This is a genomic window from Kushneria sp. AK178 (assembly GCF_053903105.1).
In genome coordinates this window covers 552,527-579,178 of record NZ_CP096381.1, presented here as the reverse complement: position 1 = coordinate 579,178, position 26,652 = coordinate 552,527, and the positions used below count along the sequence as shown (strand labels likewise).

Below are 26,652 nucleotides of genomic sequence, written 5' to 3'. Positions count from 1 at the left end.
CATCGACAGGAGCATGTCGCCCGGGCGTTCCCGGATCCTCGGGAGCGGACGACACACGCTGCGCGGATAGCGCGACCGGGTGTCAGGCCCGGTACAGGATATCGAGTATACGCCCAGCCCGGTTGTGCACGAAATCAGCTGCGCCCGGCGATGTCGAAATGGCCGTTCAGGGTCAGCGCCAGACGCGCCCCCTCGGGCAGGGCACCGACCCCTTCCGGCGTGCCGGTCAGGATCACATCCCCGGGTTCGAGGGTAAACGCATGCGATATCTCCGACAGCAGCCCGGCCATGTTGAACAGCATCATGGCGGTATGCCCGGTCTGGCGGCGCTCGCCGTCGATGGTCAGGGTAAAGTGCAAATCATCCAGGTTCATCGTTTCGGCATCAAAGGGCACGAAATCGCTCAGGGGGCAGGCGCCGTCAAAGCCCTTGGCCCGCTCCCAGGGGTGGCCCTTGTCCTTGAGCCGTGACTGGACATCGCGCAGGGTCAGATCCAGCGCCAGCCCGACACCGGCGACCGCATCGAGCACCGCTTCCGGGCGGGCGCGGCACAGCCGGCCGTGAATCAAAAGCGCCACCTCGGTCTCGAAATGCACCTCGCCCAGATGGCGCGGCACCCTGATGCGCTCTGTCATGGCGGTAGCGCTGGTGGCCGGCTTGATGAACAAAAGCGGCGCGGTGGGCACCTCGTTGTTGAGCTCCCGGGCATGGGCGGCGTAGTTGCGCCCGACGCAGACAATCTTGCCCAGAGGCGCGCCGAATGAGCGTCCATCGGTAAAACCGGGCTGGAAGGCCATGGTCTGTTCCTCTTGAAGATCCATGCACTGCTGTTGATGCAGCAAAAGCTTTATCACACCCATGAAAAAGCGGCAAAGCGCGATACGCGCCCTGCCGCTTTCGTCCCTTGTATCGCACGGCGGTTTCTGAAGGCCCGCCGTTACGATACGGCCTGCACCGGACAGGCCTACAGGGTCAGATCGCGCCAGCGACCGTCCGGCGTATGGGCCAGGAAGTCGGGGCGATGCTTTTTGGCCGCGAACGGCGTATCGAGCGCGTTATCGCGTCGATTGAAGACAAAAAAGATATTGCTGCGGGCATCGGGCGACATGTTGGCGTTGGAGCCGTGCAGCGTGTTGCAGTCAAACAGCAAAAGCCCCCCGGCGCGGCCCTTGGGTGCCTCGATGCCGTGCTCGGCGACCAGCTCGGCCAGCGCCTCGCGCCCCGGCACCCCCGCCTCCTGCTTTTTCAGCGAGCGCTTGTGGTTGTCCTCCGGCGTCTCGCCGATGCAGGGCACGAACTTCTCGTGCGAGCCCGGAATCAGCATCAGGGGACCATTGAACTCGTGATTGTCGGTGAGCACGATCGAGGCGCTGATGGCATTCATGCGCGGCATGCCGTCCTCGGCGTGCCAGGTCTCGAAGTCGGAATGCCAGTCAAAGCCCTTGCCTTCAAAGCCGGGCTTGTAGTTGATGCGCCCCTGCATCACGTAGACATCCTCACCGATGAGCTGCTCGACACTCTTGACCAGCTTCGGCGACTGCGCGAGCCGGCCGAATTTTTCCGAGAGAAAATGCATGGCAAAGATCGAGCGAATGTCGTTGCTGCTCGGCTCGGTGATGGTGAAGTCCTGATCGCGGTAGTCATCGCGCTCGAGCAGGGCATTGAGCTCGTGCTGATACTCGGCCAGCTCTTCCTCGTCCAGAAAACCGGGGATAAAGACAAATCCCTTCTGGCGAAACGCCTCACGCTGCTCGCTGGTCAGCGGCCCTTCCTCCGGCCCGCGCAGGATGTCTTCCTGACGCGGCAGCCAGTTGCGCTCGGGCGAGGTCGCCAGGCGCGTAGGGTACGGGTCCTCCATCAGGGTATTGTGACGCTGTGCGTGTACGGCGGACATATGATCTCCTTGATCAATACAATACGACGGCTTCCTGCCTGACGTCGCCCTCTGCAGGCGCTATGATATCCGGCGCGGCTCGCGCTCGCGGATGAATGCTCCGGGTCTCGAAACGTCGGCAGTGTGTGACCATCGCCTGAGCATTTCAGATACCCTCCAGCGGGCGTGTCCATCGTTTGACACACCGCTCGAGGGCCACCACGTGAACATGCCACCCTCCGACCTTCCATAACCCAGGTTATTCGCGAACTGCCCCGAGCGGGCGCACCGCCGGGATGCGCGTATCGATCATGTTCCCCGGCCCCGTCCGGATGTTATCAATAACGCTGCCGTGATCCCCGACCGCACGCCGATGGCGTGATCGGTCCATTTTCCGACACGACACCGATTTCATGAGTCCTCACATGCCATTTCACACTGCTCTGCGCTGCGCCCTGAACCGGCTTTCGGCCGGGATGGTAATGACAGCGCTGCTGATTACCGCCCTGCCGCTGGCCACCCCGCAGGCGCACGCCCGTCAGCTGATTCAGCCGGAACACGGCACCGCCAGCGAGCTGCGCGCCAAGCGCAAGCGCGAACAGGCGCGCGCCGAACGCCTCGGCATGTCGGAGCAGGAGCGCAAGCGCGCCGTTGCTCAGGGGCGCTCGCTGCTGCCGGAAGGCGTCGCCCCGGGTGTGGATAACTTCAACTACAAGAAATACGCCTTCAACGAAGAGATCGACCAGCCCGGCGACGTCGCCATGGCCCGCGCCATGGACACCGTCATGGATCAGCTCGGCCGACCCTACCTGTGGGGCGGCACCACCCCCCAGGCCGGCTTTGATTGCAGCGGGCTGATCTATTACGCCTTTCGCGATCTGCTCTCCGGCGAGCTGCCGCGAACCGCCAACGGCATGTACCACTGGTCAAGATCGACCCCGGTGGCCACCGACTCGCTCAAGCGCGGTGATCTGGTCTTTTTCCGCATCAGGGCCGACAGCGCCGCCGACCATGTCGGCGTCTACCTGGGCGATGGCAAATTCATTCAGGCCCCGCGCACCGGCGAGAACATCCGTATCAGCTCGCTTTCCGGCAATTACTGGCAGCGCCACTACCTGGGCGCGCGCCGCCTTTTGACCGGCGACACCGTGCGCCAGCTGGCCTCGCGCTAGCCGCACGTTTCACGCCTGATCATACCCGAGCAGCACCGCCGGAATTTTTCTGCCGGCGCGCTGCCGGAAAAGGCTCGAATGGTGTTGTTCTGCTCGACAACCGTCTATTTTGTTTCAAAATGAAACCCGGCAACAAAGCGATGTTGTACGCCCTGCCGGGACCGCCTGATGACTGCCGGAAGCAGGATGCCATCCTCATCAGGCAGCTGTCTTCGTCATGCCGCCCTGTCACGTTTGAGCAACATGATGTTTTCAAGGATTCTATTCTGGATTGTTCGTGTACTGACGCTGCTGCTGATCGTCGTCAGCCTGCTCCCTGAAATCCCCAGCGGCCAGTGGTTCATCACACTCTGGGAGTTTCCACGGTTACAGCTGACTCTGATACTGGCGATAACGCTGTTGCTGCTGGGGCTGCATGCCTGGCTCAAAAAGCCGCGACGGGAACATGCGGTGTGGCTGTCCTTGCTACTGGTGACAGGCGGATGGCAAGCGTCGCATATCCTGCCCTTTACGCCCGTCTGGCCAAAGGAAGTGGCCTCGGCCGATGCCCGTGCCCTAGAGCAACAATCCACGTTCAAGGCCCTGACCGCCAACGTCGACTACGAAAATGACCGCTATGCCGAAGCAGTGGATTTGATCCGGCGTGAGGATCCCGATCTGGTGCTGTTGATCGAGGTCGATGAAGCGTGGAAGCAGGGACTGGCACCGTTGAACGAAGACTATGAGTATCGTATCGGTGAGGTGCGCGGCGAAGGGCTGGGCATCATGCTCTGGTCACGCTTTCCCCTGCAGGAACAGGAAGTGGCGCACCTTGTCTCCGAACGTCGCCCCTCCATTCTTGCCACGGTGGATATTCCGGGCATCGGCCCCGTACGCTACGCCGGCATTCATCCGGTCCCCCCGGGATTGAAGGATCGTATTGCATACAATGATGAAACGACCGAGCGCCGTGACAGCCGGGTTCGCGACGCTGAAGTCATGCTCATTGCCCGCCGGGTCCAGCAGGATCCGGACAATCGCTGGATCGTTACCGGCGATTTCAACGATGTGGCATGGTCCGATACCACCCGGCTGTTCAGCGATCTGAGCGATCTCAAGGATCCGCGCCGCGGCAGAGCCCTGTTGAGCACTTATCACACCGCCTATCCCTTGTGGCGCTACCCGATCGATCACATGTTTGTCTCTGACGGCTTTGAGCTCGTCCATCTGGATCGGGTAGAGCTCAAGGGCTCGGATCATTTCGCCATCACGACAACATTGACGGCGGCAAGAAAGGATCAGGCAGCGCCCGAGGCGTCAGAGCAGGAACACCAAAAGGCCGAGGAACTGATCGAGGAAGGCGCCGAGGATGCCAGCGAGCATGGCGTAAGCAACTGAGCCATCGATATGAAGGCCACCCCGGCATTGATGCGGGTGGCCTTTTGACGTCATGCGCTGTTTCCATCCCCCTTTTCAGCCGCTGAACCGATCACACCAGGTTCTTGAAGCGCCCGGCTCGGGAGCTGTCATCGACATCGATAATGTCAACGCCCCCTTTATCAGACCCGCCGGGGCTGCCACCGGGCAGCCCTTTTTGTATCCGAGTGCAACTTCTTAACGCCCGGCAAGATGGCCCGGCCGCCCGGCGACTACCTTCAATGTTTCCCCTGTTGTTTTGATCGGGCACGGATCGCCCATGACAGGCAGAACAAGGAGTTTTCATGGGAGCCCCGCTTCTCCGGCGCCTGGAGGCCGTGCTGGCATGTCACGACACGCCTGCCGAACACATCAGTGCGCTGGCCGCATCGCTGGATCAACTGATTGCGCTGGACCCTCTTCCCCTGCCCGGCGCCGGCGAGACGCTGTCGCGATGGCGCGCCCTCTACCGGGTGGCCGGTCATGATCTGGCGCTGATCAAGCTTTATGAAGGTCATACCGACGGGCTGGCGATCATGACAGAGCTTGACGCCATGCCTGCCGCGCCAGCGAACGCCCGCTGGGCCATGTGGGCCGCCGAGCCGCCGCAGGCCCGGGTTCATGCAAGCGATGACGATGCGGGGCAGATCACCCTCAACGGCACCAAGGCGTGGTGTTCCGGCGCGCCGATCGTCAGTCACGCCCTGATGACCGTCTGGCAGGCGGACCAGCAACGCCTGGCCGCGGTGGCGCTGGATCAGCCCGGTGTCACCGTGACCGACCGGGGTTGGCAGGCGGTCGGCATGCAGGCCACTGCCAGCGTTGAGGTCGATTTTGACAATGCCCGGGCCACGCTGATCGGTCCGCCCAACGCCTACCTCGACCGCCCCGGCTTCTGGCAGGGCGGCGCCGGCATTGCCGCCTGCTGGCTGGGCGGCGCACACGCCCTGGCCCGTGCGCTGCAGGCGAAGGCCGCCACGCGACGGGATGACCCATTCATGACGGCGCACCTGGGCCACGTCGATGTGGCGCTGCAGGCCGGCCTGACCGCGCTGCGCGACGCCGCCGAGCGTATCGATGCCGCTCCCGATGATGACCATCAGGCGCTGGCCCTGCGCACCCGCGCCCTGATCGAACACAGCGTCGAGCAGATCATCACGCACTGCGGCCGGGCGCTGGGCGCCGGCCCCTTCTGCCGCGACCGCCGCTTTGCCCGCATGATGGCCGACCTGCCGGTCTATCTGCGCCAGAGCCACGCCGAGCGCGATCTGAGCGCCCTGGGCCGGCTCTGCGCCGATGCGGATCACGAGTGGCCATTATGAGTGTCGATGATCGTCGTATCGAAGGCGGCGGCACGCCCGAAGCCGCCTGGCAGGCGTGGGGCGGACTGGCGACGATGCCCTCTGTCACGCCTGAGGCCCTGGTGGAGCCGGGTCAGCGCGCCGTCATCGTGGCGCCTCACCCCGATGACGAAACCCTGGGCTTTGCCGGCCTCATGCAGCAGCTGGCCGCCGCCGGCCACACCATGGACCTGATGGCCGTCACCGACGGCACGGCCAGCCACGCCGGATCGACGCACTGGACGCCCGAACGGCTGGCCCGGCAGCGACCGCTGGAGAGTCTCGAGGCACTGTCGCGGCTGGGCTGCGAGCAACAGACCACCGTGGTACGCCTCGGGCTGCCGGACACCGCCGTGGCGCACCACGAAGCGACGCTGGTCGAGCATCTCACCGCACGGCTCACCCCAGACCATGTGGTTCTCACCACCTGGCGCGGGGACGGCCATCCCGACCACGAAGCCACCGGACGTGCCTGCGCTCGGGCCTGCGAAATCACGGGTGCGCGGCTGATCGAAATTCCGATCTGGACCTGGCACTGGGCCGCCCCCGGCGATACCCGCGTCCCCTGGGCGCTGGCCCGGCGCCTGACACTGACGGGCGACATGCTGAGCCGCAAGTGGACCGCCATCCGTGCCCACGACAGCCAGCTGACGATCGACCCCGACACCGGGCAGGCACCGATTCTGCCCGATCACGTGCTCGAGCGCCTGATGCGCCCTTGCGAAGTTCTCTTCATGACCACGCCACGTGATGGCGCGCATGACTGACCGGAGGCGATGCCCATGACCCGTCTGGACGCTCGGGCCTTTGAGCAGCTGCACGCCCGTCACGCTGATCCGTGGCGCTACCACACCCGCTGGTACGAACGGCGCAAACGCGATCTGACCATGGCGATGCTGACCCGCCAGCGCTATCGCCGCGCCTTCGAGCCAGGCTGCTCCATCGGCGTACTCAGCGACGCACTTGCCACGCGCTGCGACGCCCTGTGGCTGCAGGATGTCAGCGACAGCGCCGTGGCCCGCGCCTGCGAGGCGCTCGAGGGCCAGCCCCATGTCAGCATCACCTGTGGCGCCATCCCCGAGCAGTGGCCGGAAGGCCGTTTCGATCTGATCGTGATCAGCGAGATGGGGTACTACCTGGGCCGTGAGGCGCTGGAGACGCTGTGCGAGCGCATCGATGCCTCGTTAAGCGATGACGGCGAGCTGCTGGCCTGCCACTGGCGCCACCCCATCGACGGCAGCGACCTGGACGCCGACAGCGTTCATGCAACGCTTCACGAGCGGCTGGGCTACGCCCATCACGGCCACTACGAGGACAGCGATACCCGGATCGACCTCTGGCAGCGCACGCTCTCGCCGGTGGCTTCGCGGCAGGAGGATGACCATGACAACACGCCCTGAAGACCCGGCGCGCATCGGCGTGGTCGTCCCCGCCCACAATGAAGAGCAGCACCTGCCAGCGTGTCTTGCCTCGCTGTGTCGCACCGCCGACCATGCCCGCGGGCTCGGCCATGAGGTCACGCTGGTGGTGGTGCTGGACAGCTGTCGGGACGGCTCGGCCTCAGCGATCGAAGACATCGCCGCGCGGCATGCCATTACCGTGGTCAGCGTGACCGCCGGCAATGTGGGGGTGGCCCGCCACGCCGGCGTGCAGGTCCTGCCGGCGGGCATTGACTGGCTGGCCTTTACCGATGCCGACACCTGCGTGCCCGACACCTGGCTAAGCGCCCAGTGCCGCCTGGGGACCGACGCCGTCTGCGGCGGGGTCCATCTGGATCAGTGGCAGGGGCTGTCACCGGCGCTGCGCGCGCGCTATCTGGCGCACCAGCGTCGAAACGTCGAGCAGCAGCACATCCACGGTGCCAACCTGGGGCTCAGCATGGCGGCCTATCAGCATCTGGGCGGTTTTCGGCCGCTGCGCTGTCATGAGGACGTCGATCTGATCGAACGCCACCTGGCCGCCGGCGGCAGCATCAGCTGGGCCCCCGAACTGCGGGTCATGACCAGCGCCCGGAGTCAGGCCCGGGCGCCCGAGGGGCTGGGGGCCCTGCTGCACGCGCTGGCATACGCCCCGGCCGCCCCGAACGTGCCGGAAACCGGCTGACTCCGGCGCGCGGGTCATGGAGGGCGTAAGCAATTTGCGGCGCAGTTTACGCCTTTTTGCCGCGATCATCGACCCGCAATGGCGCCCATCAGGCCGCACTGAGGTCCGCGGCGCCGGAGCGCGCCATGCGTCGGCGCCGGCGCAGCCAGACCAGCATCAGTACCGCCACCAGCACGGCTTCGGCCAGATCGCCCCAGTAGTACATCCACACCGCCGCCTGCTGAAGCTCCTCGACCCCGGCGCCGGTGCCGCGGGGAAACTCGAAGGCATACAACAGCTTGCCCAGCGTGGCATGGGCGGCCATGGCAACACACAGCACCGCCATGCGCGTGCGCCAGCGCGGACGATGCGGCGCCGGGTCGGGCCCGGCGATCGCCCAGGTGAACAGCGTGCCCGAGATCACGAAGTGCAGATGCAGAAAGTTGGCCAGCCAGAGACTGTGCAGGCTCTGCGCGTACAGCGAGGTCATGTAGAGCAGGTACATGCCGCCGATATCGAGTATCGCGGCCGTGACGGGATGGGTCAGCACGCGAACTGGCCGGGTGCCCAGAAAGCGCACCAGCGCCCGGGCGCCGCCGGGCGGCAGGTTGCGCAAAAGCAGCGTCATGGGTGCGGCAAACACCAGCCCGAGCGGGGCGAACATGCCCAGCAGCAGATGCACCACCATGTGCATGCGCACGTCCTGGTGCGCGGCGTGCATGAGATCAGGCGCAAACGCCACGGCCAGCGTGGCACAGCCGGCAGTGAACAGTGCAGTGCGCCACCGGGGCCAGGGCTTTTGCCGGCGCGTGCGCCACACGCCGGCGAGATAGGCCAGCCATAACAGCGCGATCACCGGCAGCGCGACCGCGGCGGTCGCGCCCATGGCCATGGCGTCGTGCGCCGTCGAAGGGGCGTTCATGGCGTAATGATGTCAGCGGATCAGTGCTGGCTGGTCGCCTGCCCCTGACGGGCGCGCTGCAACAGCTTCCAGCCGATCACCAGCAGGATCAGGCCCGTGCCGATCCAGGCGATGTCATAGAGCCAGACATGCTCGACGTAGCGCACCTGGTGCAGCCCCAGAATCTTGTGATCGACGATGCCGTCAAAGGTCTGAAAACCGCCCATGCCCAGCAAAAAACCGGGGTTGCGATAGCCGGGGGCCTGGGCGCGCCGTCCATGCAGTTCGATCATCATGAACGCGCCCACGATAAAAAGCACCAGCTCCATGGTATGCAGGATGCCATCGGAGGCCAGCGCCAGCGCGGTCGAACCGGTATCGATGAAGTGATGCCAGGCCAGTATCTGGTGAAAGATGATCTCATCGATGGCTGCCATGAAGCCGATGCCCAGCAGAATGGCGGCGATCATGGTGCGGCGAATATCCGGGGCAACGGGGGACTGTACGGCCATGGCGCTCTCCTGACAGGCTCTGATCCGGGCAATGCGTTATTCTCGCCTCAAGCCTGGCGCATGACGGCAGATCCGACATCATGCGCGGCGCAAAAATTTGACTGTTGTCGCTGATCGGAGCCCTGTCATGCTCTCCCCCTTACGACGCGGGTGGCGCCCTGTCCTGCGCTGGACATGGCGCGCTGTCGCCGCGCTGTTTATCGTGCTGGCCACCCTGTGGGGCGCGCTGGCGCTGTGGTACCAGCTGCCCGGCCCCGCGCCCGTGGTGATGGCAGTCATTGCCGGCTGGGGGCTTCTCGGTCCGGCCGCGGCGCTGGCCACGCTGAGCGTTGCCGCCACCCGGCGCCGAGTGCACGCCGTGCAGGGCGCATGGCTCGTGGCGAGCCTGATCCTGCTGCTCTGGTGGCAGACCATTCCCCCGCACGGCGATCGGGACTGGGCCGATGACATGGCGCACCTGCCGCGCGCCGAGATTCAGGGCGATCGGGTCACGATCGACAACGTACGCCACTTCGACTGGCACACCCGGGATCGCTACACCCAGCGATGGGAGCAGCGTACCTACGATCTCTCCGAGCTTGAATCCACCGACCTGATCGTCTCCTACTGGATGGGGCCGGCCATCGCCCATACGCTGGTCAGCTTCGGCTTCGCGGACGGCCGCCAACTGGTGTTCTCGGTCGAGATCCGCCGCCAGCGCGGTGAAACCTTCTCCGCCATCGGCGGTTTTTTCAAGCAGTTCGAGCTGGCGCTGATCGCTGCCGACGAGCGCGACATCGTGCGCACCCGCTCCAACGTGCGTCATGAGGACGTCTATCTCTATCGGGTGGCCCTGCCCGATGACGCCGCCCGAAAGCTCTTTCTCGCCTATCTCGACCAGGCCGATGAACTGCGCGATACACCGGCCTTCTACAACACGCTGACCAGCAACTGCACCACCCTGGTCTTTGACATGGTCCAGCGCATCATCCCCGGCCTGCCGGGTGACTACCGCCTGCTGCTGTCGGGCTATCTGCCCGGCTATCTGTATGACCTTGATGCACTGGACACCTCCCGCTCGATGGATGAACTAAAGTCGCGTGGATATATCAACTTTCGGGCGCAGGCGGCCGATAACCAGGGCCACACCGCTCCCGGCTTTTCCGCCATGATTCGCAACGGCGTGCCGGCACCGGATGGGCATCTCATGCGTTCGGACATGACCGACAATCAGGGCCCCGCCCGCCCCGAGCATTAAAGACTTGAAATGAACGGTTCAGGGGCCTGAGCTCGAAGTATGAAAAGGCAATTTCATGCTGGGGAGAGTGCGCATTATCAAATAACATGTGTAACTAAATGACAGAGGTATTTCATGAGGCCCACAGACATCAATGTCCGCTGTTTCCACTGTGGCAGCCGACGCATTACCGTCCGATCCGGCCATATGCGCCCGGTCGAGGATCCCGTGTACTGCCGGGACTGCGAGACCTATCTGGGGCGTCGCAGCGATCTCGCCTTCGAACGCCGTCGCCTGATCATCGGCGCGGCCAACGAATCGTTCGATGCCTCGCCCAATACCGTGCCCCTTCATGCCCCGGCAACGCTCAGGGGCATCGATGACAGCGAGACGCCGACGACAGTACCGCTGACAATCAGCGCCACTCCCCTGGCCGATTAGGCCACGCTTGCCGCTGCCGGGCCGTGATGTTGCCCGTCGGCATTACCGGTCACCCGCCTGCCGCCATTCAGCGCCACCCAGGTCACCCCTGCCCGCCCGGGATGTTCTCCGGTGCCGGTTTGCGTTAAGGTTACGGATCGTGAACGATCCATTTCCAGACGCGACCCTCGCCCCCTCATGACTCGTCTGCGCTGCTCGTTTCCGGCCTGGCTGGCCCTGGCCGCCATGCTGGTGATCTTTCTGGCCCCGGTGCTGTCGCAGACACTGGCGCTGGCCCACGAGCGTGAGCGCGCCACCGCCTTCCCGCCCTGGCAGGATCGCACCGCCGGCATGCATGCCGGCCATGTCATGACGGCCCTGCAGGCGCATGACAGCCAGCAGGCCACCGCCGGCCAGCAGCGCGAGACCCATCCGGCCGGCCATGTCGATCTGGCCCAGTGCGGCTACTGTTCGCTGCTCTCCCACAGCCCGCTGATGGTCGAGACGGCGCTGGTGCTGCCGCCCGGCCGGGCCGGGCCGGAAGCCGCGCCCGTTCTGCCCCGCCTGGCCGGCCACGCCCGCCATCCGTACTTTCCCAACGCCCTGTCGCGCGCCCCGCCCCTGTCTGCCTGATCGTTGATCCGCTACCGCGTCGTTTCGCCCCGCCCTTCGCGAGGCGAGACCGATCAGAGTCATGCCATGGGCGCGCTGCCCATGGCCCTGACAGGTGCCGTCATGACACATTCCGCTACTGTTTCATCACCCGCCCGCAAACCGTGGGGCTGGGCCTTTATCGCCCGCCTGCATTTCTACATCGGCCTGCTGGTCGGGCCGTTTCTGCTGGTGGTCGCGCTCAGCGGCATTGTCTATGCCCTGACCCCGCAGATCGAACAAGCGCTCTATCACGAGCAGTTTTATACCGGCCATGAGGATGGCACGCCGCTGCCGCTGGCCGATCAGATCCGCGCTGCCCAACAGGCGCTGGGCCGTGACGCCTCCCCCATGGCGGTCCGCCCGGCGCCCGCCCCGGGCGAAACCACTCGCGTCATGTTCTCCGACCCGGACGTGGGCCAGTGGGAACATCTGGCGCTGTTTGTCGACCCGGTCACCAATGAGGTGCGCGGCGCCCTGCCGGTCTACGGCACCAGCGGTATTTCAGCGTTTCGCATCACCATCGACAAGTTCCACCGCAGCCTGCTGCTGGGCGAGCCGGGCCGGTTCTACAGCGAACTGGCCGCCTCCTGGCTGTGGATCGCCGCCCTCGGCGGGCTGGCGCTGTGGTTCAAGCGACGGCGCAGCGCCGCGCGTGCCGGCCAACAGGCCACCGGCCGGCGCGCCAGTCACTGGCACAGTCGACTGGGCCCCTGGGCGCTGATCGGCTTCGTGTTCTTCTCCGCCACGGGGCTGACCTGGTCGAAATATGCCGGCGACAACATCGGCGAGCTGCGCCACATGTTCGGCTGGCAGACGCCGACGGTGTCGACCCATCTGGACGGCGTGACGCCGGCCAATCAGGGACCGCACGCCGATCACGCCGACCACGCCGACCACAGCATGGCAATGGTGCAGCACGCCTCCGACCCGGCGCTGTATGACCGCGTCCTGGCGGCCGCACGCAATGAGGGCCTCGAGGCCGGCAGGATCGAGATTACCCCGGCCGCCGGACCGGGCAGCGCCTGGAAGGTGCGAGAGATCGGCCGCGAATGGCCCACCGAGGTGGATGAAGCCGCCATCGATCCGGCCACCATGAGCGTGATCGATCGCACCCGTTTCGAGACCTTCCCGCTGGCGGCCAAACTGACCCGCTGGGGCATTGATCTGCACATGGGCGTGCTGTTCGGCGTGATCAACCAGCTGGTGCTGGTGGTGTTTGCCAGTGCGCTGGTGGTCATGCTGGTGCTGGGCTATGCCATGTGGTGGCGCCGCCGCCCGACCCGGGCGAGCGCTGCCATGACACCGGTCACGTTGATCCAGGCGCTGGCCCGGGCGCCGCGGCCGGCGGCACTGGGGGTCATCGTCGCCGCCGTGCTGCTGGGGCTGGCCCTGCCGGTACTGGGGGCCAGTCTGGTGCTGCTGATTGTGATCGACGGGGCGGTCGCGCTGGCCCAGCGCCGACGACGCGCCCGGGCCACGGGTTGACCGGGGCTCAGTCCGACGCGCCCGTCGTGATGGTTGCCAGCAGGGCATCGGCGCGATGGGCCAGGCCATCGCGGGCGTGCAGCGCCCGGTCACGGGCGGCGTCGCTGCCGAGCTGACCGGCGTTGGCACCCACGTTGAGCAGCACGCCGTGCAGCGCGGCGTGGATCAGCCGGGCACCGGCCACGGCGTCGCTGACAAACTGCGCTTCGATGTGATCACCGGCCTGCTGCGCCAGCGCCAGCGCCGCGTCACACAGCTGCGCGGTCTCGAGCGGCACTTCAACGGCGTGATCAGCCGCGTCATGAATGGCCTGCGTACGGCCCTCGTCGCCCTTGTCGCGGCCAACGGCAGCCATGAAGGCCTCGAAGGCATCCACATCCTTCTGGGCCAGCGGCGCGAGACGTTTTTTAAGCGAATCGCCCTCCTCGATCAGCGCCTGCCGCGGCGCGCTGGCGTCATGGTCCTGACTCAGATGCAGCCCCTTGAGCACCAGCGCCAGGCCCAGATCGGCACTGACCACGGACGTGGCGCCACAGCCGGGCATCGGCTCCCGGGCCACGGTGTCACGAAAATCGCTCAGTCGATGCTGCCAGAGACGTTCGCCCTGTTGTGTCATGGTCATGCCGCTCCTGAAGATGGGTCGCCCTGCCGGGCGAGGCGTTTCAAGCATAGCGGGCATATCGACCAATCGCGTGCTGTTCAGCCTCGCCGCCGCGTTGCATCATGATGTTTTTCATGCGCCGGGAGTTGCCGTGTCCGATCAGCTCGCCATTACCGATGTGCCCTGCACCGACGATCTTTTCGCCTCGCCGCTGTCGCCGCTGATCGAGGAGATGCGGGAAGGGGTCATGCTGCTCGACCGCGACGGCGCGCTGCGCTGGGCCAACCGGGCCGCGCTGGCCATGCACGGGATCACGCGCGTCGACGCCCTGGGCGCCAGCCTCGAGGTGTATCGCCAGCGCTTTCAGCTGCGCTTTAAAACGCCGCATGACCGACGGCGCACGCCGGTCGCCCGCCTGCTGGCAGGCGAGCCCTTCGACGATGTCGTCGTCGACATCGCCCTGTCCGAAACGCCGGACCAGCGCCGGGTGCATCGCGTCCGCGGCCGGGTGCTGAGTCTGGATGCCACCACCCATGTGGCCGCCCTGATCATCGAGGACATTACCGAGCTTGCCAGCGCCGAGGAGCGCTTCGAGACGTCTTTCAGCATCAACCCGGCGCCGGCCCTGATCTGTCGTCTGCGTGATCAGCGCTTTGTCCGCGTCAACGACGGCTTTCTGGAGATGACCGGTCTGGCCCGCGAGGCGGTACTGGGTCGCTCACTCTATGAGCTGGATGTCTTTGCCGGCGCTGACCAGCGCGACCGGGCCATTCGCCGGCTGGAGGCGGGGCTGATGATTGCGCCCATGGAGGCGGTGCTGCACCCGGGCACCACCGGGGAGAGCAAGTGCGTGGTGGTGGCCGGTCAGCCCATCGAGGTCGAGCAGCAGACCTGCATGCTGCTGACCTTCACCGACCTCGAGCCGGCGCGGCGCGCCCGCAGCGCCCTGCGCCGCAGCGAAGCGCAGTTTTCCACGCTGTTTCACATGTCGCCGGTGCCCACGGTGCTGGCCGACCATCACACCCTGGCGCTGCTGGAGGTCAACGACGCCTTCAACAAGGCCCTGGGGTATGCCCCGGGCGTTCCGGCCACCGGCGCGCTGGAGGCCCATGCGCCCCTGCCGCCCGCCGTGCGGCGCCGCATCCTCGCAGCGCTGGAGGCCGGCGAGCGTCTCCAGGGGCTGGAGAGCAACATGGTCGGTCCGGGCGGCGAGCACCTGACCTGGCTGATCTCGGCGACCATGGTCAGCCTCGAGGAGCGCGACCGGGTACTGCTGACGCTGGTGGACATTACCGAGCGCAAGCGCAGCGAGGCAGAACTTTTCAGCGCCATCGATACCGTCATGCAGGACGCCTCCTGGTTTACCCGTACACTGGTCGACAAGCTCGCCAGCGTACGCCTCTCTCACGCACCCGCCCCCGACACGGCGTCACCGACCATCAGCCTCAGCCTCAGCCTGCGCGAGCGCGACGTGCTGGCCCTGCTGTGTCAGGGCCTGTCCGACAAGCGCATTGCCGGCGAGCTGTCGCTGGCCCACAGCACCGTGCGCAACTATGTCGCCTCGCTGTATCGCAAGCTGGAAGTCCACAGTCGCAGCGAAGCGATCATTGTCGCGCGACGCCAGGGGCTGGATCACGCTCCGACGAAGGGATAGGGGGCGCGCCCTGCAAATGCACCCGGGCCATCCGTGCATCTGCATCTATTGGGGCGATGACCGCGCCTTCTATAGTAGCCATGGCTCGGGACGGTGCCAGGAAGGCGCCCGGACAGACGGACCTGTCCGATGAAGGGAATCATGCCGCCCGGGCCCGGCGCCTGCCCGGAGAACCGACAGGCCACCGCCAGGGAAGACAGGACGCGCCAGGGACGATACCCGCGTCGACCCGGCAGGGCTCAGGAACGAGCCCCATGGCAGGAGGCCATGGATGCCAGTGATGGCACTGCCGGGTCCTCTCGCGAACCGCACTGCGGTCGTGGCTACACAATGTGTGCAAGCGCCTGCTCAAGCGCCTCGCGATCCGCCGGACGCACGCAGCGCGCGCGCTCCCGGCCATCCTTTAAAAAGATCAGCGTCGGCCAGAGCCTGACCTGATACGACCGCCCCAGCCGCTTGCCCTTGCCATCCTCGACGCGCACATGGCGCACGCCGGGCGCCCGATCGATCACCTCGGTGATCAACGGCTGCGCGGCCCGGCAGTAGCCACACCAGGGCGTGCCGAACTCCACCACTACCGGTCCGGTGTCGGCATCAAGCTCGTCTCTTTCCGGCACAACGCTATCGGGCATGGTCATGGGCTCTCTCCTGTCCTGTTGAGTCGTTTCAATACGGATGACGCCGATGCCGCGCCAGCATCATGACACCAGCCATTCGCGCCCTTTCAGCATCATCTGCCAGTAGATGACCGGCATCAGATGCGCCTTGAGCCGCCAGGCCAGTGCCGTGGCGCGCTGGCCGTCGTTGAGCCACGTCGGCAGGGTCGGCATCAGTTCGCCGCCATAGCCGAACTCGGCGAGCACCACCCGGCCGCGGGCGACCGTCAGCGGACAGGCCCCGTAGCCCTGATAGCGCGCCGACAGCGCCTCGCCCTGCAGATACGCCACGACATTATCCGCCACGATCGGCGCCTGCACCCGCACGGCAGCGGCCGTCTTGGCATTGGGTGTGGCGCTGACGTCGCCGGCGCCGAAAACGGCCGGGTGATCACGGTGCTGCAGGGTATGGGGGTGCAGATCGAGCCAGCCGGCGTCGTTGGCCAGCCGGCTGTCGCGGATCAGTGCAGGGGCGCGCTGCGGCGGCACCACGTGGAGCATATCAAAGGGTTCAACGTGCTCGCGCTGGCGGCCATCGGCGCCGTGAATCAGAAAGTGGGCCTGCCCACCGGGGCCGTCTACCGCCACCAGCTGCTGATGAAACTCGAGACCGATGCCGTAGCGCTCGACATGGTCCATCAGGGCCGGCAGATAGGCCGGCACGCCGAACAGCGCGCCGCCAGCGTTATGAAACTGCACATTGATGTCATCCAGCACGCCGCGGCGCTGCCAGTGATCGCAGGCCAGATACATCGCCTTCTGCGGCGCCCCGGCACACTTGATCGGCATCGCCGGCTGGGTAAAGAGCGCCCGGCCCTGGCGAAGCCCCTGCACCAGTGACCAGGTATAGGGCGCCAGGTCAAAGCGATAATTGGAGGTCACGCCGTGCGCGCCCAGTGACTCGGAGAGGCCATCGATGCCGTCCCAGTGAAGCTCGAGCCCCGGCGCCACCACCAGCGCCCGGTAATGCAGCATGCGGCCATCACAAAGCTGCACCTCGCCCCGGTCAGGATCGATCGCGTCAGCCGCCTGCGCGTAACGGACCACGCCGTCGGGCAGTACCGCCTCCATTGTCTTTCGGGTCCTTTCGGCGTCGAACACCCCGCCGCCGACCAGCGTCCAGCCCGGCTGGTAATCGTGATGCTCGGCCGGATCGATGATGGCCACCCCGAGGCGCGGCTCGCGCCGGCGAAGCCCCTGAGCAATGGCGATGCCGGCGGCGCCGCCACCGATGACAATAACGTCGTGGCGGGCTTCCCGGGCCTCTGGGGTCTGGCCTGTCATGCTCCCTCCTGCACTGTCGAATAGGACGCTTCAACAACGCCGATGCCATCCTCGCGACGAGACACTGCCTTGACACCGACCTTTGTCGAAATGACATTGTTTCATGAATTTTTGTTTATTCAATAAATACTTATACAAACCCGGGCTGGCGGCTTTCCCGGCGCAGCCGCTCGATCAGCTCGGCCGCCGGCAGCGCACGGGACAGCGCCGCCCCCTGCCCCGCCCAGCACACGCTGAAGGTGTCATCGCCCGCCCGTGAGGCCGCGGCGGTCAGTGCCTTGCCGGCCGAATAGGTCCGCGGATAGTCGGGGATAGCCGTTGAGGTGATCTCGCGGGTATGGCCGTTGACCAGCGCCCGCGCCGGCCGCCCGGAAATCACCGAGGTCACCACCGTCTCGAGCGAATGCGCCCCGGCCAGCCAGGCGCGATGTGTGTCGCTGGCCGAGGATTCCGGGCAGGCAATAAAGGCCGTGCCCAGCTGCACACCGCGGGCGCCCGCCGCCAGCAGCGCATCGATGCCGGCGCCATCCATCACGCCGCCGGCGGCGATGACGGGCAGGGAGGTGCCCTGCACCAGCGCTCGTACCAGCGGCACAACGCCCAGCAGGGCATCGCCGCGCTCGGGCTCGAACACGCCGCGATGGCCGCCCGCCTCGCTGCCCTGGGCCACGATCACATCGACCCCGGCGGCCTCGATAGTCCGACCTTCGGCCAGGGTGGTCGCCGTGGCCAAAAGCGTGATACCGCGCGCCTTGAGCGCCTCGATGACCGGCTGCGGCGGCAGCCCGAAATGAAAGCTCACCACCGCCGGGCGCTGTTCGCACAACAGCGCCTGCATGGCCGTATCGTCATTGAAGCTTTGGTAGATCGTCTCGAGCCGCTTGGGCGGTTCGGCGTCGAAGCGAGCAAACAGCGGCGCCAGTCCTGCCAGCCAGGTTGTCTCGCACGCATCATCCACCTGCGGCGTGCGATGGCAGAACACGTTGACGTTGAAGGGGCGATCCGTCAGCGACCGGGTGCGCTCGATCATCGATCGCGCCGCATCGACCGTGGCCGCGCCGATGGCGATCGAGCCCAGCGCGCCGGCGTTGCTGACCGCAGCGGCCAGCTCGGGTGTGGAAACACCGGCCATGGGGGCCTGAATCAGCGGCAGGGAGACGGGCAGTGCGGTACTCATGAGGCCCTCCGGCGGGGTGGCGGTCGATGATGGCAAGGGTGTATCAGCTCTGGCCCGGGGCCGCCGAACGCGCCGTCAGCGTGGTGCCCATCGAGGCCACGATGACGGTACCAATCGCCAGCCACTGCAAAGACGTTAACTGCTGGCCCAGAAAGAGCAGCCCCGACAGCGCACCGATGGCCGGCTCCAGGCTCATCAGAGTGCCAAACACGTGGGTCGGCATGCGCGACAGGGCAAACATCTCCAGCGTATAGGGCAGCGCCGTGGAGAGCACCGCGATGGTCAGCCCCACGGGCAGCACCGCCGGCGAGAAGATCGCCGTACCGGCCTCGATCAGCCCGATCGGCGCCATGACCACGGCAGCAATGGTGATGCCCAGCGCCGCGCTCTGGGTGCCGTTGCCGCTGCCGGCCCGGCGCCCGAACAGAATGTAGAGCGCCCAGCAGGCGCCGGCGCCCAGCGCACACAGCGCCCCGCGCGGATCGATGCCGTGCTCGAGGCTCCTGCCCGGCCACAGCAGCACCGCCAGCCCCGCGATGGCCAGCGCAATCCAGATCAGATCGCGCGGCCGCCGCGAGGTGAATACCGCCACCGCCAGCGGCCCGGTAAACTCGAGCGCCACCGCAATCCCCAGCGGCACGGTGACCAGCGCCTGATAGAGCAGAAAGTTCATCATTCCCATCGCCACGCCGTAGACGGCAATCGCCTTGAAGGCGCGGCGCGTCACCGGCCGGCGCCACGGTCGAAAGATGACCAGCATCAGGGCGGCGGCCAGCAGCAGGCGAATGGAAGTGGCCCCGGAGGCACCCACTACGGGAAAGAGCTGCTGGGCAATGGAGGCGCCGCTCTGGATCGAGGACATGGCCACCAGCAGCAGGGCCACCGGGAGCAGACGTTGAACGACAAGGGCGCGCGCAGACGACATGGCGATGCATTCCAGAACGGTCATTGAGGGGCAGCGCGTGGCAGGCCGCCCGGGGCCGGACCCTGCGCCCCATGATAACGGCCCTGCCGGGGCCGTGGTTGCCGGCACTCAACAGGGCGCGGTCTCTTCATCAAAGATCGTAAAGCCGCGCTTTTGATAGTTGTCCAGCGCCGCCGGATGATCCAGCGAGCAGGTATGGAGCCACACCCGCTCGGTGCCCGGCCAGCGCCAGGCCTGCTCGATGGCGTGGCTCAGGAGTCCGCCGCCAAATCCCATGCCGATGAAGTCCGACACCAGCCCGAAATAGAGCATCTCGACGTTGACGCCATCGGGCCGATAGAGCTCGAAGTAGCCGGCGATCGCACCACGGTGATACGCCACGAAGGTGCGATGGGCGTCACTTTCGACCATCGCCTGCCACGCGTTCTGGTCACCCTCAAGCTTCTCACGCCACTGCCACGACGCCCCCACCAGCTCATAGAGAAAGCGATTGAGCGCAAACTGCGGCATTTCGCACTCGGTGACCGTGAGCGTCTCCGGCAGCGCCCGGGCGTGATGATCACTCGGGTCGCGCATCTCCAGATACCAGATGGTCTGCTCACCCATGAGCGGCGTCCTGGCGGGCAAATGTCGGCTGACAGTTCACCTCGAAGTTGACCGAGGCGGCAATGAAGCACTTGTCGTGGGCCCTGTCGTGCAGCGCATGGGCGCGCTGTTCACTGCTGTCACGGCTCAGGGTAATGTGCGGGCGCAGAATCACCCGGGTGAAGCGCCCCAGAGCGGCATCCATCTCGCCCTCGGCGTGATCCTCATAGGCCAGCACCACCACGCCCGCCTCGGCGCACAGATGCAGATACCAGAGCTTGTGACAGGCTGACAGCGAGCCGAGGAGCAGCTCCTCCGGGTTCCAGCGATCGCTGTCGCCCAGAAAGGCCGGATCGGCGGAGCCGTCGATGGGCGCCTTGCCGGGCGCACTCAGCTGATGTTCGCGGCCGTAGTCGCGATAGCCGGTGGTACCGGTGTCACGACTGCCCTGCCACTGTACCGTGACCCGATAGTGATGCTGCTGTCCCGCCATACCTCGACTCCGCTTTCATGAGTGATGGCTCATCATCGCCATTTTGACCGGCCGCGTCGATCATGACACGACGGCGCTTTCGCGCGCCTCCCGGCGCGCGATCTGTCGATAGCGCTTGATCCGCTTGCCCAGCGCCTCGGGCTTTTCGGCGAACAGGCGCCGGCCCAGCAGCAGTGCTTCCCGTTGAAGCCCTTCGCGGCGCTCGGCGATCATCTCCAGCAGCGTGGCAGTCTTGTCCCGACCCTGTGCCGCCGCCTCGGGGTCGCTCAACGCCTGCGCCAGCATGGCCAGGTCGTGCTCCTCGCCGAGCAGGTCCGCCAGCCGATGGGCCTCTCCGGCGCGTGCCTTCATGGGCGCCTTCCAGACATTGACCAGCAGCTCGCAGTGATGGCGATGGTACTTCACCTGCTTGCGCCATTCGTGAAAGCAGGCCTCATCGCTGGCACCATCGGCGCGCTGCATCGCCTGACGCGCCCGGGCGCCGGTCTGCGTCAGCCCGTCGCGCAGCGCCTTGAAGCGATCAATGGCCGGCGCCCAGTCATCGATCGCCTCACGCGCTCTGACCAGCTCGGCATCGATCCACGCCATCTCCGGCAGAGCGGTGGCCGCCAGCGCCCGCTGATGGCGTCCGAGCAGCTGCTGGCGTGTCGGCGTGAACTGCCGCCGGTCCAGACGCCCCTTGTGGGCGACCATCAGCGCATCGAAGGTATCGATCAGTACCTGCTCATCGCGCGGGCCGCCCACCGCCCGGGCCAGATCGCGAAAGCGCCGGTTCTCCCGGGCGTAGTGCTTGCCCAGTGCCGGCCGCGCCAGGCGCAGAATGGCCCGAACGCGCTTGCAGCGCTGACGCAGCTTGTGAATGCCGGCCACCGTATCGCGCTTTGCAATATCGCGGCGCGCCCGATCGATCTGCTCGGCGGCAATCCGCGCCAGCCCCCTTGAGGTTGTTTCGGACATCTCGAGACGATAAGCCATGATCACCTCCTCCAGGCGTTACAGGCATATCCCGTAGTATAGTGCGCCCGGCGCCCACCCTGTTCGGCACGCCACCTCCCCTTCTCATGATCGCGCTCGGGGTCCAGCATGCTCGACAGAAAGATTCCCTTCCCGGCCTTTGCCCTGCTGTTCATGGTCGCCGGCGCCACGGATGCGCTGATCTATCTGCACAGTCGCGATCTGCTGGCGGTCTACATGACCGGCAACACCTCGCATATCGGGCGTCATATCGGCGAAGGCGCCTGGGCCGGCATCGCCCCTCTGGCCGCCGTGATCGCCGCCTTTTTTACCGCCACTACCCTCGGCGCCTGGATCGCCCGGCAGGTGGGCCACTGGCGACCCACGGTGATCCTGCTGCTGACCGCGCTTTTAATGAGTGCCTCGATGCCCTTTGCCCACAGCGATGACTACCCCTTTACCACCGTGCTGTTCATCGCCGCCGCCATGGGCACCCTCAATCAGGTCAGCGGCAACGAATCGGGGGTCACGTTTCTCACCGGCATGCTGGTCAGGACCGGCCGGGCGCTGGCCGAAGGCAATTTCCGGGCCGGGCTGGACGGTCTGGTGCGCTGGAGCGCGCTGGTCACCGGAGCCGCGCTGGCCATTCCGCTCAATGACCATCTGGGCCGCCACGCCCTGCTGGCCATTGCCGCCATGCTGGCGGTCGGCGCGGTGTTCACGGCGTGGAACGCACTGGTGGCGCGGCATCGGGCAATGCAGGCGTCCTGATATTCGATATATCCCCGCGGGTGCGGGGAAGGCGCTCGAAGGCGAGCCTTTCATGCGCCGAAAAGAGAGAACGCCTTCAAAGCGGGCGAATCGAGACGAACCGGCCATTGTCATCGAAGGTGACGCGCCAGGTGCCATGCACGCCATCGCGACCGATGACGTGGTGCAGCACGCGCGAGGGCAGCAATACGCTGCGCCCATCCAGCGTGCGGGTACGGATGCTGTCGGCGGCACCGGCGTAGTGGGCGCGGCACTGCTCGACGCTGAGGTTGAGGGTGATGTCAATACTGGGCACGTCGGCCTCCTGAACGGCGCAAGGGGCATTCACGTTGGCCAGCATAACGGCAGGCCGACATTCCGGCGACGGTCAGGACATGGCCACTGTCATCACCGGGACACCCTTCTCACGCCCCCGGCCGCGTGATGCGGTCAAAAACACCGCCGTTGGCAAAGTGGGTCTGCTGTGCCTCGCCCCAGCCACCAAACACGTCGTTGATGTTGTAGAGATCCATGGCCGGAAACTGCTCGAGCAGCGTCGGATCCACACCGTCATCGTTGATGGGGCGATAGTAGTGCTGTGCCACCAGCTGCTGACCTTCCGGTGAGTAGAGGTGGTCCAGATAGGCGCGGGCGGCCCTTTCGGCGGCCGGGCCCTTTTTCTTCACGTTGTCCTCGACGATGGCGATCGGCGGCTGGGTGAGAATGCTCACCGAGGGCGTCACGATCTCGTAGTCGTCCGTGCCCAGCTCATTGAACGCCAGCAGCGCCTCGCTCTCCCAGGCCAGCAGGACATCGCCCAGACCGCGCTGAACAAAGGTATTGGTGGCGCCGCGCGCGCCGGTGTCGAGCACCGGTACGTGCTGATAGAGCGCCTTCACATAATCTTCGGCGGCCTGCTGCGCCTTCGCCACGTCATCTGCTGCCCCGGCGTCCTGCAGCCGATCCAGATCCCCCAGCTCGCGCTTGAGCGCCCAGGTCCAGGCGGCCAGATAGTTCCAGCGCGCCCCGCCGGAGGTCTTCGGATTGGGCGAGATCACCGCGATGCCGTCCCGGGTCAGATCGTCCCAGTCATGGATGCCTTTCGGGTTGCCCTTGCGTACCAGAAAGACAATCGAGGAGGTATAGGGCGTGCTGTCATGGGCAAACGCCTTTTGCCAGTTTTCGGGCAGAAGCCTGCCCCGTTCGGCGATCACATCGATATCGGCCGCCAGTGCCAGTGTGACGATATCGGCCGGGTTGCCCTCGATGACCGAGCGCGCCTGGCGCCCCGAGCCGCCGTGGCTCTGCTGCACGCTGACCTGATCCCCCGACTGCGCTTCATACCACCGGCTGAAGGCCTGATTGTAGTCGGCGTAAAGCTCGCGGGTCGGATCGAAGGAGACGTTGAGCAGACGAATCTGCTCGGCGAAGGCCGCACCGGGCAGCAGCAGCGCCGTCAGGGCCACGGATGACCACCAGCGCGGGAAGGACAGCAGGGGCATGGGGCAACGCCTCCAATAGGGTTTGGCAGAGATTACCCCACGCCTTTTAATTCTTTAAAAGAATAAAAAGAAATTTTTATATTCTATTTTATATTGGCAAGAGACCGGTCACCCGGGGTATCACGGGCCCTGCCGATGACGCCGAAAGCCCGGACGCCGCCAGCGCCACAATTACCGGGGGCTCATGATGCCGCCGGTACGGGCGTGCCCCGACGCTCATCACGGCGAAGGGCGGCCCGCGACCCGCCATCCGCCACACCGGGCTCGTCGTTGATCTCCGCGGTAGAGGCCATCTGGCGCACGGCCGTGACCATGTCACCGGTGCAGGCGCTGATCCGCACGATCGCCTCGCCGGCATTGCCGGCCATGCCAACCCCCTTTTCGACGCTCTCCTGACAGGTATGCATGCTGGTGCTGGCGCTGCGGGAGAGCGTCTGCAGGGCCTCGATCGTGCCGGCAATTTCGCTGGTGGCATCAGCGGTGCGGCGGGCCAGCGCCCGCACCTCATGGGCCACCACCGAAAAGCCGCGGCCGTGTTCGCCGGCGCGGGCGGCTTCAATGGCGGCGTTCAGGGAGAGCAGATTGGTCTGGGAGGCGATCGACTGGATGGTTTCAACCACGGCCGTGATGCTCGCCGTCTGCGCCGTCAGATCATTGAGCAGTCTGGAAGTGGCCTCGACCCGATCGGCGATACTGCGAATCTCGCGCACGGTGTCGTCGATGATGCGGCTGCCGTCGGTGGCGGTCGTTTCCGTCTCGGTCGAGATGCGACAGGCCAGGCGCAGACTGTCGGCTTCCCGCTCGACGCGCTCGGTAATATTGCTGGCAAGCTTGATGACCTTGTAGAGCCGGCCGTCGTCATCGAAGATCGGGTTGTAGGTGGCCTCCAGCCACAGGGTGCGCCCCTGTTTATCGAACCTTTTGAACTGGCCGGCCATGAACTCGCCGGCGTTAAGCCGGGCCCAGAACGCCCGGTACTCGGGGCTGGCCGCCAGCGTCTTGCCGCAGAAGATGCGGTGGTGTTCGCCTTCGATCTCCTCGAGCCGATAGCCCACCGTGTCCAGAAAGTTCTGATTGGCGGTAAGAATGTGCCCGTCCGGGGTGAATTCGATGACGGCCATCGAGCGGTCGATGGCGACCAGTCGGCTGTTCATCTCCTGCTCGGCACGCACCTGCGCGGTGATATCGGTGGCGAGCTTGATTACGCGCACCACCTGTCCGCGCCGGTCGCGGATGGGGTTATAGGTCGCCTCCAGCCAAAGCGGGGTGCCATCCTGACGCAGCCGTTTGCAGCGCCCGCTGATGAACTCGCCGTCCCGCAGTCGGGACCAGAAGGCCGCGTATTCGGCGCTTTCCACAAGCTCTTGCGGGCACAGCACGCTGTGATGCCGGCCCACCAGCGCCTCGGCGCGGTAGCCGGTGGTCTCGAAAAAGATCGGATTGGCGCACAGCACCGTGCCCTGCGGGTCAAACTCGATCACGGCCATGGCACGATGGATGGCATCCACCAGCGGCACCTGCCGGGAAGAAGGGGTATATCGGAACATGGAGCACTCCAGCCATCGGCAGTGGAACGGGTGCCCCTGGTCCGCTGCCCAAATCATCGATACCGACAATATCGACCTGCAGCACTTGCTTCTTGAGCCCGACCTGATATGGCGCGCTCAAGCGGCCACCCCCGCTTGATGGCCTCCCGATAGCTACCCGCCGAGCCGGATCGCCAGCGGCCCCCACAGCGCCAGCGCAATCAGCGTGACCAAAAGCACCGGCGGTGTGATGACCAACCCCACCTTCATGTACTGCCCCCAGCCGATGCGATACCCCTTGCCGGCGAGCACGTGCAGCCACAGCAGTGTGGCCAGGCTGCCGATCGGAGTGAACTTGGGCCCCAGGTCGTTGCCGATGACGCTGGCATAGGCCATCAGCTGCCGGGTGAGCTCGGGGACATGGGCCTGATCGATCGCCAGCGCACCGATCAGGGTCGAGGGCATGTTGTTGACGACCGAGGCCAGTACCGCCAGCGCCATGCCGGTGCCCAGGGTGGCCACCAGCGTGCCCTGCGCCGCCAGCCAGCTCAGCACGCCGGCGGCATCAGCGGTCAGCCCCGCATTGCCGAGACCAAACACCACCAGATACATGCCCAGCGAGAAGAGCACGATCTGCCAGGGGGCATTTTTGAGCACCCGGTTCAGCGACACCACGGGCGTGCCGGCGCTGCCCCAGCGCCCGGCGATGGCCATCAGCACCAGCGCGGCCGTGCCCATGATGAGGGCAAAGGGCACGTGCCAGCGGGCGGTCACGAACAGGGCGATCAAAAGCACTGCCAGCAGTGGAAAGGCGGCGCGAAAGACCCGAATATCCACAATGGCATCGGCGGGCGCTTCCAGCCGGTCGCGGTCGTAGCGGCGTGGCACCTCGCGGCGGAAGTAGAGCCACAGCACGGCAAGCGTGGCGATAAGCGAGACCAGGTTGACCGGCACCATCACCAGAGCGTATTCGCCAAAGCCGATGTTGAAATAGTTGGCGGTGACGATGTTGACCAGATTGGAGGTCACCAGCGGCAGGCTGGTGGTATCGGCGACGAAGCCGGTGGCGATGATAAAGGCCAGCGCCGCCTGTGGAGTGAACTCGAGACGCACCAGAATCGCCAGCACGATCGGCGTGAGCAACAGCGCCGCGCCATCGTTGGCAAACAGCGCTGCAATCATCGCGCCGAGCATCACGATCAGCATGAAAAGCAGCGGCCCGCGCCCGTTGCCCCAGCGGGCGATATGCAGCGCCGCCCAGCTGAAAAAGCCCGCCTCGTCGAGAATCAGTGAAATGATGATCAGCGCCACGAACGTGAAGGTGGCGTCCCAGACGATCTCCCAGACGGTGGCGACATCGCCCCACCCCACCACGCCGGTGGCAAGTGCCACGGCCGCACCGCCCAGCGCGCTCCAGCCGATGCCCAGCCCCCGCGGCTGCCAGATCACCAGCACCAGGGTGATCACGAAGATAATCAGTGCCAGCATGTTGACT

Annotated in this window: 28 protein-coding genes; 12 read left to right on the top strand and 16 right to left on the bottom strand. The window is 65.8% G+C overall.

The window, feature by feature from the left end:
- Positions 1-134: 134 nt before the first annotated feature.
- On the bottom strand, positions 135-797 hold the full coding sequence (locus tag M1D97_RS02675) for a fumarylacetoacetate hydrolase family protein (RefSeq protein ID WP_456270163.1): 663 nt from the start codon (positions 795-797) through the stop codon (positions 135-137).
- A 167-nt stretch (positions 798-964) separates the two neighbouring features.
- On the bottom strand, positions 965-1,894 hold the full coding sequence (gene thpD / locus M1D97_RS02670) for an ectoine hydroxylase (RefSeq protein WP_456269207.1): 930 nt from the start codon (positions 1,892-1,894) through the stop codon (positions 965-967).
- A 404-nt stretch (positions 1,895-2,298) separates the two neighbouring features.
- Between thpD and M1D97_RS02665 the strand changes: the two genes are divergently transcribed.
- The 6 genes from M1D97_RS02665 to M1D97_RS02640 all read left to right on the top strand — a co-directional run bounded on the left by M1D97_RS02665 (position 2,299) and on the right by M1D97_RS02640 (position 7,883).
- Positions 2,299-3,045 carry a C40 family peptidase gene (locus tag M1D97_RS02665; protein WP_456269206.1) on the top strand — a complete coding sequence of 249 codons (747 nt, stop codon included), beginning with the start codon at positions 2,299-2,301 and terminating at the stop codon, positions 3,043-3,045.
- A 186-nt stretch (positions 3,046-3,231) separates the two neighbouring features.
- On the top strand, positions 3,232-4,422 hold the full coding sequence (locus M1D97_RS02660; protein ID WP_456269205.1) for an endonuclease/exonuclease/phosphatase family protein: 1,191 nt from the start codon (positions 3,232-3,234) through the stop codon (positions 4,420-4,422).
- Positions 4,423-4,745: 323 nt separating this feature from the next.
- A complete protein-coding gene (locus tag M1D97_RS02655) occupies positions 4,746-5,762 on the top strand; it encodes an acyl-CoA dehydrogenase family protein (protein ID WP_456269204.1) in 1,017 nt (338 codons plus the stop codon).
- Positions 5,759-6,547 carry a PIG-L deacetylase family protein gene (locus M1D97_RS02650; protein WP_456269203.1) on the top strand — a complete coding sequence of 263 codons (789 nt, stop codon included), beginning with the start codon at positions 5,759-5,761 and terminating at the stop codon, positions 6,545-6,547. Before M1D97_RS02655 ends, M1D97_RS02650 begins: the two co-directional genes overlap by 4 nt.
- A gap of 15 nt (positions 6,548-6,562) precedes the next feature.
- Complete coding sequence (locus M1D97_RS02645; RefSeq protein ID WP_456269202.1) at positions 6,563-7,180, top strand: SAM-dependent methyltransferase; 618 nt, start codon at positions 6,563-6,565, stop codon at positions 7,178-7,180.
- Positions 7,164-7,883, top strand: coding sequence for a glycosyltransferase (locus M1D97_RS02640; RefSeq protein ID WP_456269201.1), 720 nt, complete (start codon positions 7,164-7,166; stop codon positions 7,881-7,883). The genes M1D97_RS02645 and M1D97_RS02640 overlap by 17 nt, the downstream gene beginning before the upstream one ends.
- 88 nt (positions 7,884-7,971) lie before the next feature.
- Here M1D97_RS02640 and M1D97_RS02635 read toward each other — a convergent pair whose 3' ends face one another.
- Together M1D97_RS02635 and M1D97_RS02630 are read right to left on the bottom strand one after the other, a co-directional pair.
- Positions 7,972-8,784: a cytochrome c oxidase assembly protein gene (locus M1D97_RS02635; protein ID WP_456269200.1), complete on the bottom strand. Its 813-nt coding sequence runs from the start codon at positions 8,782-8,784 to the stop codon at positions 7,972-7,974.
- A gap of 20 nt (positions 8,785-8,804) precedes the next feature.
- Entirely contained in the window at positions 8,805-9,275 is a 471-nt protein-coding gene (locus M1D97_RS02630; protein ID WP_456269199.1) for a DUF2243 domain-containing protein, read from the bottom strand.
- A 127-nt stretch (positions 9,276-9,402) separates the two neighbouring features.
- Here M1D97_RS02630 and M1D97_RS02625 point away from each other — a divergent pair, with 127 nt between their 5' ends.
- From M1D97_RS02625 to M1D97_RS02610, 4 genes are all read left to right on the top strand, one after another.
- The gene (locus M1D97_RS02625) at positions 9,403-10,512 is read left to right on the top strand and encodes a lipoprotein N-acyltransferase Lnb domain-containing protein (protein WP_456269198.1); all 1,110 of its coding nucleotides are present in this window, start codon (positions 9,403-9,405) and stop codon (positions 10,510-10,512) included.
- A gap of 114 nt (positions 10,513-10,626) precedes the next feature.
- The gene (locus tag M1D97_RS02620; protein WP_456269197.1) at positions 10,627-10,932 is read left to right on the top strand and encodes a hypothetical protein; all 306 of its coding nucleotides are present in this window, start codon (positions 10,627-10,629) and stop codon (positions 10,930-10,932) included.
- 177 nt (positions 10,933-11,109) lie between these two features.
- Positions 11,110-11,544: a DUF2946 domain-containing protein gene (locus M1D97_RS02615; protein ID WP_456269196.1), complete on the top strand. Its 435-nt coding sequence runs from the start codon at positions 11,110-11,112 to the stop codon at positions 11,542-11,544.
- A 102-nt stretch (positions 11,545-11,646) separates the two neighbouring features.
- A complete protein-coding gene (locus M1D97_RS02610) occupies positions 11,647-13,050 on the top strand; it encodes a PepSY-associated TM helix domain-containing protein (RefSeq protein ID WP_456269195.1) in 1,404 nt (467 codons plus the stop codon).
- A 7-nt stretch (positions 13,051-13,057) separates the two neighbouring features.
- On the opposite strand, the gene M1D97_RS02605 is transcribed toward M1D97_RS02610, so the two are convergent.
- Positions 13,058-13,672 carry a cyclodeaminase/cyclohydrolase family protein gene (locus M1D97_RS02605; protein WP_456269194.1) on the bottom strand — a complete coding sequence of 205 codons (615 nt, stop codon included), beginning with the start codon at positions 13,670-13,672 and terminating at the stop codon, positions 13,058-13,060.
- Between the two features lie 130 nt (positions 13,673-13,802).
- On the opposite strand from M1D97_RS02605, the gene M1D97_RS02600 reads away from it, so the two are divergent.
- Positions 13,803-15,305 carry a PAS domain S-box protein gene (locus M1D97_RS02600; protein WP_456269193.1) on the top strand — a complete coding sequence of 501 codons (1,503 nt, stop codon included), beginning with the start codon at positions 13,803-13,805 and terminating at the stop codon, positions 15,303-15,305.
- 323 nt (positions 15,306-15,628) lie between these two features.
- Here the strand turns inward: M1D97_RS02600 and M1D97_RS02595 are convergent, their stop codons facing one another.
- The 7 genes from M1D97_RS02595 to M1D97_RS02565 form a co-directional block, all read right to left on the bottom strand.
- Positions 15,629-15,943, bottom strand: coding sequence for a thioredoxin family protein (locus M1D97_RS02595; RefSeq protein ID WP_456269192.1), 315 nt, complete (start codon positions 15,941-15,943; stop codon positions 15,629-15,631).
- Between the two features lie 60 nt (positions 15,944-16,003).
- Positions 16,004-17,245 (bottom strand): NAD(P)/FAD-dependent oxidoreductase, encoded by a 1,242-nt coding sequence (locus tag M1D97_RS02590; RefSeq protein WP_456269191.1) that lies wholly within the window; start codon positions 17,243-17,245, stop codon positions 16,004-16,006.
- A gap of 130 nt (positions 17,246-17,375) precedes the next feature.
- Positions 17,376-18,422: an NAD(P)H-dependent flavin oxidoreductase gene (locus M1D97_RS02585; protein WP_456269190.1), complete on the bottom strand. Its 1,047-nt coding sequence runs from the start codon at positions 18,420-18,422 to the stop codon at positions 17,376-17,378.
- A gap of 43 nt (positions 18,423-18,465) precedes the next feature.
- Complete coding sequence (rhtA, locus tag M1D97_RS02580) at positions 18,466-19,347, bottom strand: threonine/homoserine exporter RhtA (protein ID WP_456269189.1); 882 nt, start codon at positions 19,345-19,347, stop codon at positions 18,466-18,468.
- Positions 19,348-19,455: 108 nt separating this feature from the next.
- Positions 19,456-19,953, bottom strand: coding sequence for a GNAT family N-acetyltransferase (locus M1D97_RS02575; protein WP_456269188.1), 498 nt, complete (start codon positions 19,951-19,953; stop codon positions 19,456-19,458).
- The gene (locus M1D97_RS02570; protein WP_456269187.1) at positions 19,946-20,425 is read right to left on the bottom strand and encodes an OsmC family protein; all 480 of its coding nucleotides are present in this window, start codon (positions 20,423-20,425) and stop codon (positions 19,946-19,948) included. Before M1D97_RS02570 ends, M1D97_RS02575 begins: the two co-directional genes overlap by 8 nt.
- A 60-nt stretch (positions 20,426-20,485) precedes the next feature.
- The gene (locus tag M1D97_RS02565; protein WP_456269186.1) at positions 20,486-21,400 is read right to left on the bottom strand and encodes a CHAD domain-containing protein; all 915 of its coding nucleotides are present in this window, start codon (positions 21,398-21,400) and stop codon (positions 20,486-20,488) included.
- Positions 21,401-21,508: 108 nt separating this feature from the next.
- Between M1D97_RS02565 and M1D97_RS02560 the strand changes: the two genes are divergently transcribed.
- Entirely contained in the window at positions 21,509-22,150 is a 642-nt protein-coding gene (locus tag M1D97_RS02560; RefSeq protein ID WP_456269185.1) for a YoaK family protein, read from the top strand.
- Positions 22,151-22,226: 76 nt separating this feature from the next.
- Here M1D97_RS02560 and M1D97_RS02555 read toward each other — a convergent pair whose 3' ends face one another.
- The 4 genes from M1D97_RS02555 to M1D97_RS02540 form a co-directional block, all read right to left on the bottom strand.
- The gene (locus M1D97_RS02555) at positions 22,227-22,445 is read right to left on the bottom strand and encodes a DUF2835 family protein (protein ID WP_456269184.1); all 219 of its coding nucleotides are present in this window, start codon (positions 22,443-22,445) and stop codon (positions 22,227-22,229) included.
- Positions 22,446-22,554: 109 nt separating this feature from the next.
- The gene (locus M1D97_RS02550; protein WP_456269183.1) at positions 22,555-23,631 is read right to left on the bottom strand and encodes a sulfate ABC transporter substrate-binding protein; all 1,077 of its coding nucleotides are present in this window, start codon (positions 23,629-23,631) and stop codon (positions 22,555-22,557) included.
- A gap of 182 nt (positions 23,632-23,813) precedes the next feature.
- Entirely contained in the window at positions 23,814-25,178 is a 1,365-nt protein-coding gene (locus M1D97_RS02545) for a methyl-accepting chemotaxis protein (RefSeq protein WP_456269182.1), read from the bottom strand.
- 153 nt (positions 25,179-25,331) lie between these two features.
- Positions 25,332-26,645 carry an arsenic transporter gene (locus M1D97_RS02540; RefSeq protein WP_456269181.1) on the bottom strand — a complete coding sequence of 438 codons (1,314 nt, stop codon included), beginning with the start codon at positions 26,643-26,645 and terminating at the stop codon, positions 25,332-25,334.
- Between the last annotated feature and the right edge of the window lie 7 nt (positions 26,646-26,652).